The sequence below is a fragment of the Streptomyces aureocirculatus genome, from assembly GCF_000720475.1.
Classification (GTDB): domain Bacteria; phylum Actinomycetota; class Actinomycetes; order Streptomycetales; family Streptomycetaceae; genus Streptomyces; species Streptomyces aureocirculatus.
On sequence record NZ_JOAP01000043.1, the window covers coordinates 1 to 15621 of the forward strand.

The window sequence follows — 15621 nt, forward strand, 5'->3', positions numbered from 1 at the left end:
GGGTGGGGGTGGTGGGCGGGGAGGGGTCGGCGCCGCCGATCTGCGCGTAAAGCTGCCCGATCCCGTTGGAGTCCTTGCGTGTGTAGAGCTGGGTGACGGTCTGCCACCCGGTGCCGCCGGGCGCGCCGGTGCCCCAGGTGTAGGCGGACACCGCGATCAGGTCCTGCGCGGCCTGGACGGCCAGCTCGGTGATGCTGGCGTCGTCGGCGTCGGCGGGGTCGTCGCCGAGCCGCCACAGCACGACCGGCCGCGCGCCTAGGCGGACGGCCACCTGGTCGCCTGCGGTGCGGCGGCGGTAGGAGTCGGTGCACGGCACGTCGGGCACCAGCGTGCCGAGCATGTCGAGGTTGACGCGCCCCTCGGCGGTGACGTCGATGACCGTTGCGGTGACCTGCCGCGGCATCGACGGGCTGGCGGCGCGGGCGAGTTCGGCACCCCACAGTTCGGCTTCGTCCACTACAGCCTCCTCGCGGTGGTGCGGGTGGTCAGCGACATCGAAGGCGCGCCGAGGGTGTAGGAGAGGGCGTCGACGAGGTGGCGCTCCCACCGGCCGGGGGTGACTTCGACCTCGATGACGTCGCCCGGCTCGAGGGCGGGGTTGCAGGCGGCGGTCAGCGACAGGGCGTACTGCACGCCCAGGGAGTCGGCGAGTTTGGCGCGGGCGACGTCGTAGGCCTGCGCCAGGCTGGTGATCACCGCGCTGGAGTGGCGCTGCACCCGCAGCCGCACGTGCCACAGCCCCAGGCGCTGCGGCGCCAGCGGATCTTTGATCGGGTCCGGTCCGGCGTAGGTCAGCGAGCCGGGGTCGTCGTCGAACGCGTAGGCGGGCCCGATGGTGGCCTCACCGCTTCCGCCGTCGCCAACGACCGCCCACACGTTGGCCAGGCCCTCGTCCGACTGTTCGGCTTTCGGCTCGATGAGGACGCCGCCAATGCCGCGGCCGAGCCGCCACACCACCGGGTCGGCGAGGGTTGGCACGGGCGCGACGGTGATGATGCCGCGGGCATCGGCGTAGATCTCGGCGGCCAGGGCCTCGACGATGCCGGTGGCGGTGCCGGAGGAGTCGGTGCCGGAGGAGAGCACCGACCAGCGGCTGGACTCGGCCAGGACCTGCGGCACCAGGCGGCCGCCGTCCACCCCGGCCCGCCAGGACACCGGCACCCCGGGCAGGGCCTCGGCGACGAGCTCCTCGATGAGGGGGCGGGCGGTGCCGGGCCCGATGGTGCGGGCGGTCGGCAGACCGGCATCCCGGATCTCATCCTCCAGGCCCGCCAGTTCGACCTCGATGCCGCCGGTCTCGGTGGCGCGCGGCCTGCCCACCGTGTACCGGCCGGCAGGGAACCACACGACGTTGCTGCGCGGTACCTGGATGCCCTGGAACAAGCGGACGTTGGTAGAGATGGGGTTGATGCCTGCGGCCCCCGCCGGGGCGCCGGTGAGGGTGGCGCTGGCGGTGTAGCGGGTCTCCGCGGTGCGGCTGGCGGTGATCTGCGCCGACCCCGCCTCGAGGCCGCAGGCCGTCCAGGTGCGGCCGCCGTCGTTGGACCACTCCGCCCGGTACGGCCGCCCTATCGCCTGCGGCAGCGCGGCCAGGACCGCGTCGGTGACGGGCAGCATCACAGCACCCCGCGCAGCGCGAGCGCCTGATAGGTGCTGTAGCTCGCCGTCACTGCGTCGTAGGTGGCGAACTGGGCGGCGAGCGCGTCGTAGGACCAGCCCGGCATCCGCATGCGCTGCCCCGCGGTGTCGGGCCGCTCCACCTGGACCAGCGAGGCGGTGAACGTCCGCGATTCGTCCGGCTCCCCGTCCAGGGATTCGGCGGGGCCGGACATCAGGACGTACATGTCGGGCCGGTGGTAGGCGGGCCGGGTCTGGACGAGCAGCACCCCCGGGGTGGTCAGCAGCTCCCGCACGGCCTCGATCGCGGTGCCCTCCGCGTCCAGGGTGATCTCGGAGGCGGCTGCCGCGTACACGTCCTGGGCGGCGGCCGGGTAGCGGCTGCCCGCGATGGCGGCCTGCTCGATGCGGGCCTCCCAGGACAGTTGCGGCCAGGCGGTGACCGTCACCCGCGCCGACGCCCCCGGAACGTCCAACGACTTGATCCACACGTCGGCGGGCGGGCCCGGGGCGGGCAAGGTGATACCGAGGGAGGAGGCAGGACCCCAGGTGCCGTCGGCGTACTGCGGGTGCGCGGTGTAGGTGACGCCGACACCCAGCGGCGCCTCGTGGTCGTATCCCTGGCTCACCCCGCCGACCGCCCAGGCCAGGTCCGCGCCGCGCACCCGTACTGCGGCCGCGCCCGGGTCCTGGCGGGTAATCAGGACCCGGCGGACGGCGGCGACGTCGTCCAACGGGGTGCTGGCGGTGTAGTCGACGGCCAGGGCCACCCCCGCCCACGCGGTGTCCACGGCCGCTCGCAGCCAGCCGTCAGGGCTGGTGACGGTCTCCGGCGGCTCGACCAGCGGCGCGTCCGGGTCCACGATCATCGGCACGAGGTGGTCCTCCCTTCTCTCTACTTGCTGCCGGCGTGCTGGGCGCGGCGCGCGCGGGCGAATCCGGCGCCGACCCGGCCGTCCGCTCGGTCGTCGACGTAGGCGGCCAGTTCGCGGCCGTCCTCGAGGACCAGCCACAGCCGTCCGCCCGCACCCAGCACTCCGGCCTGCCCGCGCGTGGTGGCGAGGGAGGCTGGGGAGACAGTCGGCATGGCCGGAGTCGCGGCGTCGGCGAGACGGGCCGCCGAGGCGGCGACGGCGGCCGCGGTGTTGTCCAGGCCGACACCGACCCCGGCGCCGGTCATCTCGCCGAGATACTGCGTGACCTTCGACGGGCTCTTGATCTTCAGGCGGCGGCGGATGGATTTCACCAGAGCAGAGCCGAGGCGGTCCATCGCCTTCTGCAGTTCCTTCTCCTGCGCCTTCAGCCCGGTCAGGAATCCCTTCCCGGCCTGCGACCCGGCGTCGAACATGGCGTCGGCCATGGTGTTGCCGTAGCTCGTCGAGAGCTTGCCGCCGGAGGCGGCGATCTTGTTGAGCTGTGAAAGCTGGTTCTTCGACGCACCACCGATCAAGTCGGCCAGCGGCCCGTCGGGGCCGGCGGCCACCAACTGGCTGATGATGCTCCGCGACACCCCCTTCTTCGACAGCGTCGAGATCTGCTTCTGGAACGCCCTCGCGTCCGCCTGCCGCTTCTTCAGGCTCCCGAGCAGGTCGGAGAAGGTGGCTACTTCGCCCACGGAGCCCAGGCCGAAGTAGTCCGCGGCGCTCTTCTTCTGATCGGCCGCCGCGGACCTGGCTTCCTCCAGCCGCTTCTCCACGCTGTCGCGCTGCTTGGCCAGCGACTGCAGCTTCGCCGAGGCCTTCGTCGAGGAAGTGGCCAGGGCCCGGCCGGCGCCGCCCGCCGCACGCAGGTCCTTGGTCAGCGCGTCGAACGCCCGCTTGATGTCCGCCGCCGACGCGGTGAGGGCCTTGGTGACGCCGGACAGATCACCCGGCAGCTCCTTGCGCGCCTTCTCCTGCCCGGCCGTCCGGTAGACGCCCGTGCGCCGGGTGCCCTTGGCGAACCCACGCAGCCCCGCCAGACCCCCAGCCATGGACATGGACGTGCGGTGATCCCACACGGTCGCACCGCCCGCCCCGAACCGAATGAGCTCCGGGCCCTGTTCGCCCACCCACGCGATCTCACCGGGCCGCGGCGAGCCGCCGTTCGCGTAGCCACCCGGCCGGTTGTAGGCCCGGGACAGCGACCCGTACACCGACAGCGCGTACCTCATGGAGGCGTAGATGTTGGCCAGCGGGTCCCAGATACCGCGCTTGCGCAAGCGGCCCGCGTAGGCGTTGAAGGTGGGCGGGATGACCTGCATAAGGCCGCGGCTGGCCATGCCGCGCTTGGCGTTGATGTCCCACTCGTTGATCGCGCGAGCGTTGCCGCCCGACTCCTGGTTCATCCGGCGCAGGGTGACCCCGAGCAGCGAGGCGGGCTGGCCCACCATGGCCAAGGCCTTGAGGACCAGCTTGCTCCACCGCTTGACGCCGCTGCCGCCGACCGGGATGAACTGCTTCTGGATCTGCCCGTCGGCCTTCTCGCTGTAGCCGAGCGCGGTGTCGAGGATCTTCGTGGGCACGCCCTTGACGGCCTTGCCCCACCCGTTGTCCAGTCCGGGGATGCGGTTGATGAGCGGGTCGATGACCTTCTTGATCCCGGACCGTAGCGACCCGGCGACGGTGTCCCGGAGCCACCCCGCCCCCGACTTGATCTTGTCCCAGGCGTCGGACCCGACGCCCTTGACGGCGGATGCGGCGTCGCTGACCCAGCCGAACGCACCGCCCCCCTTGAAACCGGGCAGGCGCCCGTGCCCGCCCGCGGCCGCCCACTTGCGCAGAGCCGCGACACCGCTGTGCCCGCCCGCGCCGCGTACCTCCCGAGCGGTCCACACGTGCTCGTTCTTCGACAGCCACGCGGGGACGTCGTCGGAGGTCTCGGTGCCCGCGCCGAAAACCGGGCCGCCGGTGGCGAAGGAATGCTTGTTCAGCGTCGGCGCTCCGAAAGCGCTGGCGACTTTGTTCCAGACGCCGACGATGCCACGGTTGTAGACGGTGTTGACGATGAACTCGACGGGGCCCCGGGCGATGCCCTTGACCTTGTCCCACGCCGTCTTGATCGCGCGGCGGGCCGCGTCGAAGGCCTCGCCGGTCTTGCCGATCGCGCTCCGCAGGACGCCCAGGACCGGCCGCACGCCAGTGTTGATGACGGTGGAGATCACCGACTTGATGCCGGTCATGGCCGGAGCCACATACGACGTCCACAGGCTCTTGGCCGCGCCGCCCGCGCTGCGCAGCCCGCCCACGAATGCGGCCAGGACCACCTTCACGCCTGCCCACATCACGCGCAGGCCCGCCACGACCAGGCGCACTACGGGGGCCACCGCGGCGTTGTAGAGCCACAGGGCCGCAGCCCCGGCGCGGCGCAGGCCGCCGACGACCAGGCCGACCACGGCCATGATGCCCGCGCCCATCCCTCTCAGGACGGCGCCGATCAGCTTCGCGGATGGGCCGACCGCCACGTTGTACAGCCACATGAACGTGGCGCCGAACAGTCGGATCGCCAGGTAGATCGGGCCGAACACGACGATGGTGAGGACGGTCAGCAGGATCCGCGCGGCCGTGGAGATGAACGAGAACACCGGAGAGATCGCGGAGTTCCACAGCCACAGCGCGGCCGCGCCGACGGCCCGCAGTCCGGCCATGAACCCGTCCAGGACGGGTTTGAGGACGGTGGTCCACACCGTCATGGCGGCCATCTGGATGCCCGCCCACATCGCCTGAACTACGGTGCGGAAGGTCTCGGAGCGCTTCCAGGCCACCACCAGGGCGGCGCCCAGGGCCACCACAGCGATTGCCGCGAGCACGAACGGGTTGAGTGCCATGACCGCGTTGAAAACTGCCTGCGCGGCTGCCCAGGCCCGCGTCACGGCGGCGACGCCGCGGACGGCCAGCGCGTAGACGCCCATGACGCCGATGACGGTGCCAGTGGCGATGGCCTGCGCGTTCAGGGCGATGGTGATTCCGGTGATCAGGATGCCCACCGGCAGCAGCCAGATGCCCCACTGTGAGAACCAGCGGCCCGTCGCGGCCGCCGCGTCCCCGGTCCACTGGATGGCGGTGATCAGGCCGCGCAGCGCGGGCAGCACGACGGCCGTGACGACACTGCCGAACGCACCCATCACCTGCCGCTGCAGGATCTTCAGCTCGGTGGAGGTGTTGCCGCGGATGGTGTCCCCGACCTTCTTGGCCGCACCCCCGAACTTGCCCAGGTCCTTCGCGGCCGAGGAGGGGTCCATCGCGTACAAGGCTTCACCCAGATCTTCGGCCTGGGTACCGAACAACTGGACGGCTATCTGGGACTGCTTGACCGGGTCCTTGACGCCCCGGAGCCGGTCCAGCGTCTGGTCGAGGACACCGTTGGCGCTCTTGCCGCCCTTGGCGAAGCGGTCCGCCATGTCGCTGGCGGACAGCCCCAGGGCCTTGAAGCCCGCCTTGGAACTGTCCGATCCGTCGACCGCCCGGATGGAGAACTCCTTGACGGCATCGGCGGCGATGTCCGCGTCCCTCGCGCCGGCCTTGATGGCCTGGTTCAGCAGGCCGACCGCTGTGCTGCCGTCCAGGCCCGCCTTGCGGAACTGGACGCCGTACTCGTTGATCGTGTCGAGGAAGTCCCCGGCTTTGTCGGCGGAGGACTGGAAGCCCTTGGTGAGCAGGTCCAGGGCCTGGTCGCCGTCCTTGGCCAGACCGGTACGGATCATCTGGGCGGCCGCGTTCGCGGTGCCCGTCAGGTCCTGGTCGAACGTTCCCGCAAGGTCTGCGACCTTGGTGGTGATGGACTCAATCGCCCTGCCGGTGGCCTTCTCGTCCACCAGGCCCGAGCCCATGACCGCGCGTACCGCGGCCGCGCCATCCTCGAAGGAGTCGACGACCGCCCCCGAGTACAGCTTCCCGGCGACGTCCCCGGCCCTCTTGGCGCCCTTGCCGGACAGGCCGAGCTGCGCGGCCAGACGGTCACCGGCCTTCTCCTTCTCCACCGCGCTGACCGTGGCCGCAACCAGGACCGCCCCGGCCGCCGCCCCGGCGACGGCCAGGCCTGCCTTCCACCGGTCACCGAAACGGGAGCCGGACTCCTGCCCGGCCGCATCGGCCGCGTCCCCCGCGGGGCCGACGAGCTGGCGGCGCAGCTCATCGCCGATGCCCCGCACCGAGGGGATGACCTGAAGTGTGGCGTAGCCGACCGACGCCATAGGGCACCCCCTGTGTTCAGTTGTTGATCACGTGATCTCGCCTCGGTTGATGGCGCGCCGCCGCTCGGCGGCCCGCAGTTGGGCGGCCTTGCGCTTGGCGACCCGCTCGGGACTGTTCTTGTCCCGTACCCGCCCGACCCCCGGCCGGGCCATCGGCCTAGGCGGCTTGGTCTGCTTGGAGGGCTTCACGCCCTCATTCGATCTCTGCCAGTTGGCCACCCGCAGCTCGTCGATGACGAGCCCGGTCAGGTGCTCCTGCAGCCCCCACACACCATCGGTCTCGCCCATGGCGAGACGGGTGCGGGCCTGCGGGGGGAGCTGGCGGATGTAGCCGCCGAGCTCGCGCCACGTCAGCAGCGGCCGCCCCCACGGATCGCGGGCGAACAGGTCGGACAGACGGATGCCGTAGTGCTCGCGCAGATCGGCCTGGACTGCCTCGCCGTGCTCGCTCAGGAGCTGGACGAGGCCTGTGATTCCCCCTCGGCCATACCGCAGAACTTCCGGTAGGCGTCGAAGAGGGCCTGCAGCTTGTACTGCGGCAGGCGGATCTTGCGGAATTCCGGGAACTGCTCGCCCAAGGCGGCCTCGAACACGCCGAGCATGGCGCCGACTTCGCCGCGCTCGGCTGCCGCCATCAGCTCGAAGACGTCCAGGTCCTGCAGATGGGCGAACTCCCAGCGCCGATCGTTCCAGTGGACCCGCCACGGAGTCAGGTCAACCTCGGCTTTGACGGCATCCAGGTTGAAGTCGAACGGCTGATCATCCTGCCTGGCCGTCTTGGCCGGTGCGGGCTTTGTCGCGGTTCGGGCGGTCATGGTGCTACTCACTCTCGTTCTTGGGCTGTTGGGGCTTGAGGACCTGGACAGATGCGGCCATCAGAGTCAGGCGGACTGTGGAGATCCCTCCGGGGTTGAGGCCGATCTCCATGGGCTGCTTGGCGATCAGCCAAGGGAACGGCACCCCGTCGACCAGGATCTGGCCACCGGGCTGTACGACGATCTCCCCGGCCAGGACCGGCTCCGGCTCTTGGTCGGCCGTCTTGGTGGTGCGCCGCTCCTCGAGGAGCGCGGCCGCCACCCGCGAGCGCTGTGCTCGCGGCAGATCCTGCTCGGCGGTGATGAGGCCGAGCTGTACGGCCTTGGCGTGGAGCTCGGCGTCGGTGAACTGCTGCAGAGGCACGCGTCCTCTCCCTCGTGCCGCGGTTCGGCGGGTGGGTGGTGCACCGGGGCGCGGGCCGAACCGCGACGAACTCCCGCGCCCCGGGCGCTCATGCGGTGACGGTGACGGCGCAGGTGTCGGACTGGCCCTGGTAGGTGGCGGTCACAGTGGACGCTCCGGCGGCGATGCCGGTCACGAACCCCGCGGACACGGTGGCCTTGGTCGGATCCGAGGAGACCCACGACGCCGTGGCGGTGACGTCCTGGGTGCTGGCGTCGGAGAACGTCGCCGTGGCCACCAGCGCACTGATCTCGCCGTCGGCGACCGACAGTGTGGCCGGGGTGACGGAGATCGACGACAGCACCGGAGTGTCCTGCCGGTCGAACAGCCAGCCCTGGGAGGTCGGGAAGATCGTCGCGGCGATCGTCGCCGACTCGAGGTCGGTTTCGTTCTCGCCGTGGTCACCGTCCAGCGAGCACTCCGCGTACTGGGAGGTGATCAGGCGGCGGACCTTTTCGCCCTCGCGGGTCTCGAAAGCGACCAGCACCTGCTCAGGGCGGGGGACCTTGATCTGGGTGGCGGTCGAGCCGGGCCACACCAGCTTGCGGGTCCACTCGTTGTCTTCCAGGCACGTGAAGGACTTCGTCAGCTTGAAGTGCTGGCGAGCCGTACGGACGATCATGCCGCCCCAGGCGAACTTGTCCTCGGTGTCCTCGTCCCTCGACTCGGGGAATCCTTCGTCGCCGTCCAGGAGGCCGATGAGCTTCCAGTCCGGGCTGAACGCGGTCTCGGCGTTCGCGGGCAGGGTGGCGTTCAGGTTCCAGGACACGTACACATCGGCGTCGGTCCACAGATTGGCTTTGGTCGGGTCGCCGGCCACGGCGCCCTCCTCTCATGTAGCAGATCAGCAGGGAGCCGCGGTTCAGCAGAAGGGCCCACGCCGGTCAGGGCAGGCGGGGCTTGATGTTGGCCAGCACGGTGAACGTCGACAGCTCAGTGCCGGACACGTCATCGACCGCGGCCAGCGGACCCGTGCCGGGCCGTACACCGCGGATGACGGGACCGGCGTGGACGATGAGCAGGGCCTGGCAGAGCATCGCCAGGTCGTGCGCGGCATCCGCTCCTGTGTGCCATACCGTCACCCGCAAGGTCACGCGCGCGTTCGCCATCGAGTGGTGCGGGCTGTCGGAGTCCTTGCGGACCATCACGTACGGCAGCCGGTCCAGTTCCGGCGACCTGTCGGCGGGCACCCGCGTGCCCACCGTCGCCCCGGCCGCGTACGGCTCGCCGCGGGCGGCGAGCGCGGTGCGCAGCACACCGGCCCCGGCGGCCTGCGCGTCGTCGAAAACGGTGAGGGTCTTCATCGCTGCCAGGCCTTCACCTCGAGCCCGGCCGCGGCCGCGGCGCGGGTGAGGATGCCGTCCCGGGCCTGCCACGCCATCGCGCGCACATCCTCCACGGCGACCGTGGCCGCGCCGCGGTCGGTGGTGTAGCCGCGCACCGTGACCCTCACGTCGGAGGGGACGCTGGCACGCACGTTGTCCGCGATGGTCTCGGTCAGGCCGTCGATGACCTCGCGCATCTGTGGGCCCTTGAGGATCTCGCGGATGCCTGCGTGGTCCAGGCGGAAGTCCTCGAGCACGACAGCCTCCTATCCGGTGGCACGGACCATGGTGAATTCGACGTGGTGCACCGCGCCGGTGAGCGGGTCGGGCCACTGGGCGACCTCGCCGTCGACATCGAGGGTCATGCCGCGCCACTCCAGGCGGTCGGCGGCGGTGATGTCCGGGCGGGTGCCTTCGGCGGACTGCACCCGCCAGCCGGTGACGACGGCCGTGCGCGTGGCGTCGGTGCTCTCCGACTGGCTGGCGGGCTGGATGTTCAGGTTTCCCACCGTCAGCCGGGACACCGCGCCGGGCGACCAGTCGGGGACGGTGTCGCCGCCGCGGCTGGTGTGCGCGCCTGCGCGGACGCGGACGAGGGAGTCGAAGAAGAACATCGTCCTCCCTTCGTCACAGGTCGGTGGAGGCGCGGACCTTGTAGCGAGCAACCGCCAGCATCCAGGCCTCGGTCGCACCGGAGGCAGCTTGCGCCCCGAACGTCACCGACTGCCCGCCGACGGTCTTGGACTGCACACCCACCGGGATCGTGAAGGCTGCCTGTGCCCGCTCCAGGACGACCTCCTGGATGTCGCCGGGGATCGCGTCGTGCGGCCAGCCATGGCTGTAGGTGGCCTGCACACAGCGCAGCCGGTCAGGCCACAGCAGGCAGCCCAGGCGCCGCAAGATCCCCGCCTCCGACCAGGAGTAATCCGAGCCGTCGGTAAGCTCCTGGCCGTCCAAGACCACCTCCTGCACGGCCGTGGTGGGCCACACGGGCAGCAGCAGTGAGGAGCGGCCGTTGCCGTCCAGCACCACGGTCTCCGCAGTGACGAGGTGGACGTGGTGGCCGACCTGCCCGCGAAAGCGCCGCGTGGCGGCGCGGAGCGCGGCGAGCAGCTTGGGGTCGTCCTCATTCCGGCCGAGCAGCACGGCGAGCTCGGCCGGGTCCGCGAGGAAATCGTCAGTTGCCACCGTCGGCGGCCTTGGTCGAGGCACTGGTGCGGGCCTTGTTCGCCGACCCGGCACGCCGCTTGGCCGGTGCCTCGCGCTCGCTCTCCCCGGCCGTGGCTGCGGCTGCCTCGTCGGCCGGAGCCCCCTCCGCCGTGCCCTCACGGCGGCCGTCGGGGGCATGGGCCTGTCCTTCGTCGGGGGCGGTGACGGGTTGGATCGTCGAGGCGGCCCCCACGACGTCGGCGGGGCCGACCCCGAGTCTCTCGGCGTCCTCGTCGGACAGCTTCATCACGGTGGTGAAGTCCCCGCGCCGGACCTTGTACTTCTTGAGCGGACCGCTCACCGCGGCCACCTCCTCGATGCGTTGGTCCACCGGCACGACGTCGGAGGACGGCCCGCACGCGGCGTTCTCAGCCCCGCACGGGCATCGCCCTCCGGCGTTGCGGTGGGTGAACAGAGCCATCAGGACGCGATCAGACCGGCTGCGCGCAGCTTCGCGAGCAGCCCGTTGATCGTGGCCCTGGCGGCGGTCAGGTCGGTGACGACCTTGTCGAACTCCGCCTTCGTCGGCGTCGCGCCCGCGGTGGCCGTCGTGGTGACGGCGGCCATGTCGGTTTGAGCGGCTGCCTGGGTGCCCTCGCGGGCCTTGCCGCCTCCGGGGTTGAGATATGCCATGGTGTGCTGCCTCCGATCAGGCGGTCAGGTCGACCTCGACGAACGCCGACGGCTGCAGCACGCCGAAAGCCGCCCTCATTTCGGCGAGGATCGCGACGAGGTTGCGGACGAAGAAGTCCAGGTGGGAGTCGGTGACCTGGATGGTCGCCTGCTCGCGGTCCCAGAGCACGGCCTTGCGGAAGTCCCCGACGTAGGCGGTGCCGGCCGGGACGGCCTCGGTCTCGATGACCGGGAGGTTCCACAGCGGCGAGGCGGTACCGGCGCCGGTCGGCCCGCCGAAGTAGAACCGGGCCTCGTTGTCCTGCAGGAGGTCCAGCGCCTCGAGGTCGAGCGGGTTGAGGAGGTAGGCGTTGGCCATGCTGCGCCCGACGGTGCGGACCTTGGTCTTGGCCTTGCGCAGGGTGGTGAGGAGGTCGGTGTCCCAGGCCTGCGCCTGGACGCCGCTCACGTTGCCGAGGCCCTCGAAGTTCTCCCCGGTGCCGTCGCCCTGGATCATCTGGTCCTCGAGCTCTTCCTCGAGGCCGTAGAGCAGGAAAGCGTCGATCAGGGTGCGGACCTGCGCCGCGTCGGACAGGGCCCGCTTGGTGGCGGGCATCCAGTGCGCGATCGTCTTGACAGCCGTGGTGATCTTCGCGAGGGCGACGCCGGACTCGGGCTTGTAGCCGCCGCCCGCGTTGTTCACCAGCGCACCCGCGCCGCCCGGTGCGGTCGGGGCCGCCGAGGACGTCGCCTCCGGGACCGGCGCGGCGTTGTTCGTCACGGAGGTGACGCGCACGTACTCCACCGTGTCGGAGGTGGTGTTGCCGGGGGTGACGACGTCCCGCAGCCGCAGCGGCCGCTGGAACACGTCCAGGCCCACCTGCAGGCCGCGCCAGTCGTTCTGGACGAACGCACCGCCGGAGGTGTCCGAGCCCCCAGTGACCAGGCTCTTGACGCCGAACATCTCCGACTGCACACGCTGGTTCTTCGCGAACCCGCCAGAGGGCGCCTGGGCGAGGAGGCCCTTGAACTCCGGCGACTCGGTGAACTGCGCGCCCAGGGACTTGCCCTTGTCGGGCAGGTGGAAACCGCTCGCCGTCTGGCGGTGGCCGTTCTCGTCGGTCTTGGCGTTCAGGGCGATGTCGTCGCCGAGCTCGGCGAGCGTGCGGCGCAGCTCGTCGTTGCCCTTCAGCTTCTCGATCTCGGCCTTGAGCTGGGTGGCCTTGCCCATGTACTCGCGGAGCTGGGCGGCCTCCTCCTCGGTGAAGTTGCGGTCGCCGTCCTCCTCGGCCTTGACGGTGATCTCGCGGGCCTTGAGGAGCCAGCTCCTGGCTTCCTCGGACAGTTCCTTGATGGTCTTGGCCATGGGGCCGTGTCTCCTATTCCGTGAGCGCTGCCTCGAGCTCCAGGAGCTCGAGGTCGGTCCGCAGACGGGCGGAAACGGCGCCGGTCTCGGCGGCACCCTCGGGTTCGGGTGCTTCGCGGAGGTCCGGGGTGGTCTCGTCCTCAGTGCTGCTGGGGGTGATCTCCTCGGCGGTGTCCTGGGCGGGCTCGGGCTCTGAGGGCTGGGCGGGCGGCGTGTCGCCGCTGGCCGCCGCAGAGCCGGGCTGGCCGTGCCCCTCCGGGGTCTCGTTCTTCTTGGGGGCGGCCCGGCCGCGGGCCTTGTCGGGCTCGGGGGCGGCGGCCGCCAGGACCTCACCGATCGACTCGTACGCTGCGGTGAGGGTGTCGAAGTTCTTCTGGGACAGCACGCGGCCGGCCTTCGTTCCGGCGGCGAGTGTCGCGGCCTTCGCCGCCAGGAGCTCGGTCTCGCGGTTCACGCCGAGCAGGCAGGGGCCGACCTCGTGCAGGTCCAGGCGTCGCAGCTCGTAGTAGCCGCCCCAGGGGTGCTCGTCGTCGCTGATCCAGCCGCCCTCGCCGACGTCGTAGGCGAAGGAGAACTGGGTGACGCGGCGGCCTTTGAGGAGTCGGTAGACCTGGGCTGCGGAGGGGTTGGCGTCCAGGTCATCGATCTGCCCGGTGACCTCCAGACCCTGCAGGGTCTCGACCGCCTTGACGACGTGCCCGATGTGGGCGAACGGGTCCGACCACTGATGCGCCCAGATGACGGGCACGCTGTCGCCCTTGGCCGCCCACTCCTGCAGGGTCTGGGTGAAGGCACCGGGGCGGACGACGTCGCCGTAGCTGTCCTCGTTGTTGAACACCGAGACGAGGGCGGTGAACTGTCCCTCGGCCAGGCCGTCGGCGACGCCCGCCGCCTTGATCTTGGCGGTCATTTCCATGGTGCGCACGGCGTCAGTCCTCCTTCGCGTAGTCGAGAGTGCAGTTGCAGTTGACGAGCTCTTTCGTCTCGCCCTGGCCATCGCCAGGCCAGCGCAGCCCGTTGGAGAACACGTCATCCAGCGCCACGGCCTCGCCGTCCTGCGCCTTGTGCGAGGCACGCGGGTTGGTGCCGCCGGTGCGCCAGATCTTCCGCGTCAGCCCGGACGCCCCCGCCGCGTCGTGCCCGCCGAAGGAGCGCAGTTCGGTGGAGGCGGTCACCGCCCGTGCAGCGGCCGCGGTGCCCCACGCAACCGCAGCCGACTGCAGGGCCTCCCGCCAGCCGTCGCCGCCCTCCTGCTGCACCTCGGCGACGGCCTCCCGCCCGGCCTCCTCGTGCTGCGCCGCGTGCGTCTCGGCGGCGGCGAGGATCCAGGCGAGCATCACCTCGGCCGACCAGTTCTCGGCCTCGGGGTTGTGAACGTCCAGGACCTCCCACGCTCCCACCTGCGCCAGCCGGTAGCCGTGGTGGGCCAGCAGCGCCTGCAACTGCGCGAGCCGGTCCTCGGACCCGGCCGCCCACAGGGCGATCAGGTCCGGCATTCCCTCCGCGTCGCCGTCGGCCTTCGCGCCGGCCGCGGCCAGGAGCGCGTCACTCTGCCGCTTGGTGAACAGCGTGAGCGACATCTCCAGGGCGTCCCGCTCGGACGTGAAGGAGCCGATGCTGGAAGGCCTGCCGGAGGCTTTGCTACGCGGCAGACCGCGCGCTTTTGGGGAAGTCTCCCCAGGCTCGGGGGCTGTGTCCCGAGGCGAGGCGAGGCCGCCCTCGGTGACGTTCATCGGCACGATCAGCTCGTCCCCGCCCTCGACGCGCGGCAGGTTGAACCGGGCCCGCTGCTCGTTGCGCGTCATCCACGGCCCGCCCGTAGCGGTCGACGCTGCGGCCGCCTGGCTCTCGAAGTCGCCGCGCATCTTCTCCGCGATGTTGAACTCGCAGTACACGTCCTTGTTGTCCGGCAGATCGGGCAGGATCTGCGCCGCGATCTCCTGCTGGATCATCACCATCCAGGGGCCGAGCGTGTCCTGGTAGAGGTGGGAGTGCTGCTCCTTGATGTTGCTGTAGGTGGCGTGATCAAGGATCCCGATCAGCGGAGGCGGGATGAAGTACACCGCGCTGACTTCCTCCCGGCTCAGCTTCCGGGCCTCGACGTACTGGGCCTGCTTCGGGTCGAAGCCGACGGCCTTGTAGTCCATGCCGTCCTCGAGGATCGGCGTACCGCCCTCTGAGCCCCCACCGGAGGAGAAAGCACGCCACATCTCGCGGAAGCGCTTCTTCTCTCTGTCGTTCCAATCGGGTGCATCCGAGGGCCGGACGAGGACGCCGGTCATACGGGCGCCGCCCTTCCACATCGCCGCCCGCTGCTTGGCCGCTTCTGACGACTCCAGGATCAGATCCCGCAGCGCCTCGATGGGGGACTCGCCGTACGTCAGGTCGGTGGGCGAGTAGCCGTGGATGTGGATCACTTCGTCCGGCTGGAAGTCCCGCCCGCCTGCCGTTTCGTAGTGCTTGGGCCGGATCCAGTTCCCGCCGTACGGGCGGATCAGGGTGGGCGGCACCGGCAGGATCCGCAGCCGGCCGTTGAGCTTCAGCTTGATCCCGTACCAGTTGTCGTACAGCGCGACGTCGGCGACCAGGCGCTCGATGAACCGGTACGTCGTCATGCCCAGCAGCGGGCTGTTGAGCAGTTGCGCGAGCGGGTGCTGGGTGAGCCGCTCACGGTCGGTGTCGGAGACCCGGCGGTAGACGTGCACGCCGAGCTGGGCGATGTTCCGTGCCAGGAAGCTGATGACGGTGCGGACCTGCGGCTGGGTGCGCCAGATCGTCTCGTACTCCCACGGAGCGGCGCGCAGCGACATCGCCGCGTACGCGTGGGTGACCCCGGCCCCGGTGGTCGCGAGCTCACCGGAGGAGACCACGAACGCCATCAGCCACCACCGCCCGGCAGGACCTGGGTGAACTCCACCTTGGCCCGCTCGACGACGACCTCGCCGTCCACCGGCTGAGGCTCCCGGCCAGCCTCGAGGAGCTCTGCGTCCCGAAGCACCAGGAGCGGGCCCCGCTGCGCCCAGAGAATCCCCCGGAACGCCTTGTCGGCGAGGTTGACGACGACTCGTCTCCGTACGGCTGTACGGCGCCACGCGAACACAGCA

Annotated in this window: 17 protein-coding genes and 1 pseudogene; all 18 read right to left on the reverse strand. The window is 70.8% G+C overall.

Annotated elements, in window-relative coordinates; translation table 11 throughout:
- Positions 1-457 (reverse strand): annotated as a pseudogene (locus IG78_RS0131480) (hypothetical protein); the annotation flags it as partial.
- The gene (locus tag IG78_RS49555) at positions 457-1617 is read right to left on the reverse strand and encodes an acyl-CoA dehydrogenase family protein (protein WP_030569562.1); all 1161 of its coding nucleotides are present in this window, start codon (positions 1615-1617) and stop codon (positions 457-459) included. The pseudogene IG78_RS0131480 and the gene IG78_RS49555, both read right to left, overlap by 1 nt.
- Positions 1617-2486, reverse strand: a complete 870-nt coding sequence (locus tag IG78_RS0131490; RefSeq protein WP_225882313.1) for a hypothetical protein — start codon at positions 2484-2486, stop codon at positions 1617-1619. Before IG78_RS0131490 ends, IG78_RS49555 begins: the two co-directional genes overlap by 1 nt.
- A gap of 26 nt (positions 2487-2512) precedes the next feature.
- On the reverse strand, positions 2513-6787 hold the full coding sequence (locus IG78_RS42920; protein WP_051853085.1) for a phage tail tape measure protein: 4275 nt from the start codon (positions 6785-6787) through the stop codon (positions 2513-2515).
- A gap of 27 nt (positions 6788-6814) precedes the next feature.
- On the reverse strand, positions 6815-7075 hold the full coding sequence (locus tag IG78_RS0131500; RefSeq protein WP_078965772.1) for a hypothetical protein: 261 nt from the start codon (positions 7073-7075) through the stop codon (positions 6815-6817).
- 161 nt (positions 7076-7236) lie between these two features.
- Complete coding sequence (locus tag IG78_RS0131505; protein WP_030569570.1) at positions 7237-7602, reverse strand: hypothetical protein; 366 nt, start codon at positions 7600-7602, stop codon at positions 7237-7239.
- A gap of 4 nt (positions 7603-7606) precedes the next feature.
- Entirely contained in the window at positions 7607-7966 is a 360-nt protein-coding gene (locus IG78_RS0131510; protein ID WP_030569572.1) for a hypothetical protein, read from the reverse strand.
- An 88-nt stretch (positions 7967-8054) separates the two neighbouring features.
- Positions 8055-8825: an Ig-like domain-containing protein gene (locus IG78_RS0131515; protein WP_030569575.1), complete on the reverse strand. Its 771-nt coding sequence runs from the start codon at positions 8823-8825 to the stop codon at positions 8055-8057.
- Between the two features lie 64 nt (positions 8826-8889).
- Positions 8890-9309, reverse strand: a complete 420-nt coding sequence (locus tag IG78_RS0131520) for a hypothetical protein (RefSeq protein WP_037686965.1) — start codon at positions 9307-9309, stop codon at positions 8890-8892.
- The gene (locus IG78_RS0131525) at positions 9306-9587 is read right to left on the reverse strand and encodes a hypothetical protein (RefSeq protein WP_030569582.1); all 282 of its coding nucleotides are present in this window, start codon (positions 9585-9587) and stop codon (positions 9306-9308) included. The genes IG78_RS0131520 and IG78_RS0131525 overlap by 4 nt, the downstream gene beginning before the upstream one ends.
- 9 nt (positions 9588-9596) lie before the next feature.
- On the reverse strand, positions 9597-9944 hold the full coding sequence (locus tag IG78_RS0131530) for a hypothetical protein (RefSeq protein WP_030569585.1): 348 nt from the start codon (positions 9942-9944) through the stop codon (positions 9597-9599).
- 13 nt (positions 9945-9957) lie between these two features.
- Entirely contained in the window at positions 9958-10518 is a 561-nt protein-coding gene (locus IG78_RS0131535) for a hypothetical protein (protein WP_030569589.1), read from the reverse strand.
- Positions 10508-10960 carry a hypothetical protein gene (locus tag IG78_RS0131540; RefSeq protein WP_030569592.1) on the reverse strand — a complete coding sequence of 151 codons (453 nt, stop codon included), beginning with the start codon at positions 10958-10960 and terminating at the stop codon, positions 10508-10510. Before IG78_RS0131540 ends, IG78_RS0131535 begins: the two co-directional genes overlap by 11 nt.
- Positions 10960-11172, reverse strand: coding sequence for a hypothetical protein (locus IG78_RS0131545; RefSeq protein ID WP_030569594.1), 213 nt, complete (start codon positions 11170-11172; stop codon positions 10960-10962). The genes IG78_RS0131540 and IG78_RS0131545 overlap by 1 nt, the downstream gene beginning before the upstream one ends.
- Positions 11173-11188: 16 nt before the next feature.
- Positions 11189-12517: a phage major capsid protein gene (locus tag IG78_RS0131550; protein ID WP_030569597.1), complete on the reverse strand. Its 1329-nt coding sequence runs from the start codon at positions 12515-12517 to the stop codon at positions 11189-11191.
- 13 nt (positions 12518-12530) lie between these two features.
- Positions 12531-13433, reverse strand: coding sequence for an HK97 family phage prohead protease (locus IG78_RS0131555; protein ID WP_051853095.1), 903 nt, complete (start codon positions 13431-13433; stop codon positions 12531-12533).
- Between the two features lie 13 nt (positions 13434-13446).
- The gene (locus IG78_RS0131560) at positions 13447-15396 is read right to left on the reverse strand and encodes a phage portal protein (RefSeq protein ID WP_037686967.1); all 1950 of its coding nucleotides are present in this window, start codon (positions 15394-15396) and stop codon (positions 13447-13449) included.
- Positions 15396-15617 (reverse strand): hypothetical protein, encoded by a 222-nt coding sequence (locus tag IG78_RS0131565; RefSeq protein ID WP_030569605.1) that lies wholly within the window; start codon positions 15615-15617, stop codon positions 15396-15398. Before IG78_RS0131565 ends, IG78_RS0131560 begins: the two co-directional genes overlap by 1 nt.
- Positions 15618-15621: the final 4 nt, after the last annotated feature.

What these genes read in the sequence shown, in the direction of transcription:
- IG78_RS49555 (WP_030569562.1), bottom strand. Translation starts at nt 1,617, where the DNA reads ATGCTGCCCGTCACCGACGCGGTCCTGGCCGCGCTGCCGCAGGCGATA.
- IG78_RS0131490 (WP_225882313.1), bottom strand. Translation starts at nt 2,486, where the DNA reads ATGATCGTGGACCCGGACGCGCCGCTGGTCGAGCCGCCGGAGACCGTC.
- IG78_RS42920 (WP_051853085.1), bottom strand. Translation starts at nt 6,787, where the DNA reads ATGGCGTCGGTCGGCTACGCCACACTTCAGGTCATCCCCTCGGTGCGG.
- IG78_RS0131500 (WP_078965772.1), bottom strand. Translation starts at nt 7,075, where the DNA reads ATGGGCGAGACCGATGGTGTGTGGGGGCTGCAGGAGCACCTGACCGGG.
- IG78_RS0131505 (WP_030569570.1), bottom strand. Translation starts at nt 7,602, where the DNA reads ATGACCGCCCGAACCGCGACAAAGCCCGCACCGGCCAAGACGGCCAGG.
- IG78_RS0131520 (WP_037686965.1), bottom strand. Translation starts at nt 9,309, where the DNA reads ATGAAGACCCTCACCGTTTTCGACGACGCGCAGGCCGCCGGGGCCGGT.
- IG78_RS0131530 (WP_030569585.1), bottom strand. Translation starts at nt 9,944, where the DNA reads ATGTTCTTCTTCGACTCCCTCGTCCGCGTCCGCGCAGGCGCGCACACC.
- IG78_RS0131540 (WP_030569592.1), bottom strand. Translation starts at nt 10,960, where the DNA reads ATGGCTCTGTTCACCCACCGCAACGCCGGAGGGCGATGCCCGTGCGGG.
- IG78_RS0131545 (WP_030569594.1), bottom strand. Translation starts at nt 11,172, where the DNA reads ATGGCATATCTCAACCCCGGAGGCGGCAAGGCCCGCGAGGGCACCCAG.
- IG78_RS0131550 (WP_030569597.1), bottom strand. Translation starts at nt 12,517, where the DNA reads ATGGCCAAGACCATCAAGGAACTGTCCGAGGAAGCCAGGAGCTGGCTC.
- IG78_RS0131555 (WP_051853095.1), bottom strand. Translation starts at nt 13,433, where the DNA reads ATGGAAATGACCGCCAAGATCAAGGCGGCGGGCGTCGCCGACGGCCTG.
- IG78_RS0131560 (WP_037686967.1), bottom strand. Translation starts at nt 15,396, where the DNA reads ATGGCGTTCGTGGTCTCCTCCGGTGAGCTCGCGACCACCGGGGCCGGG.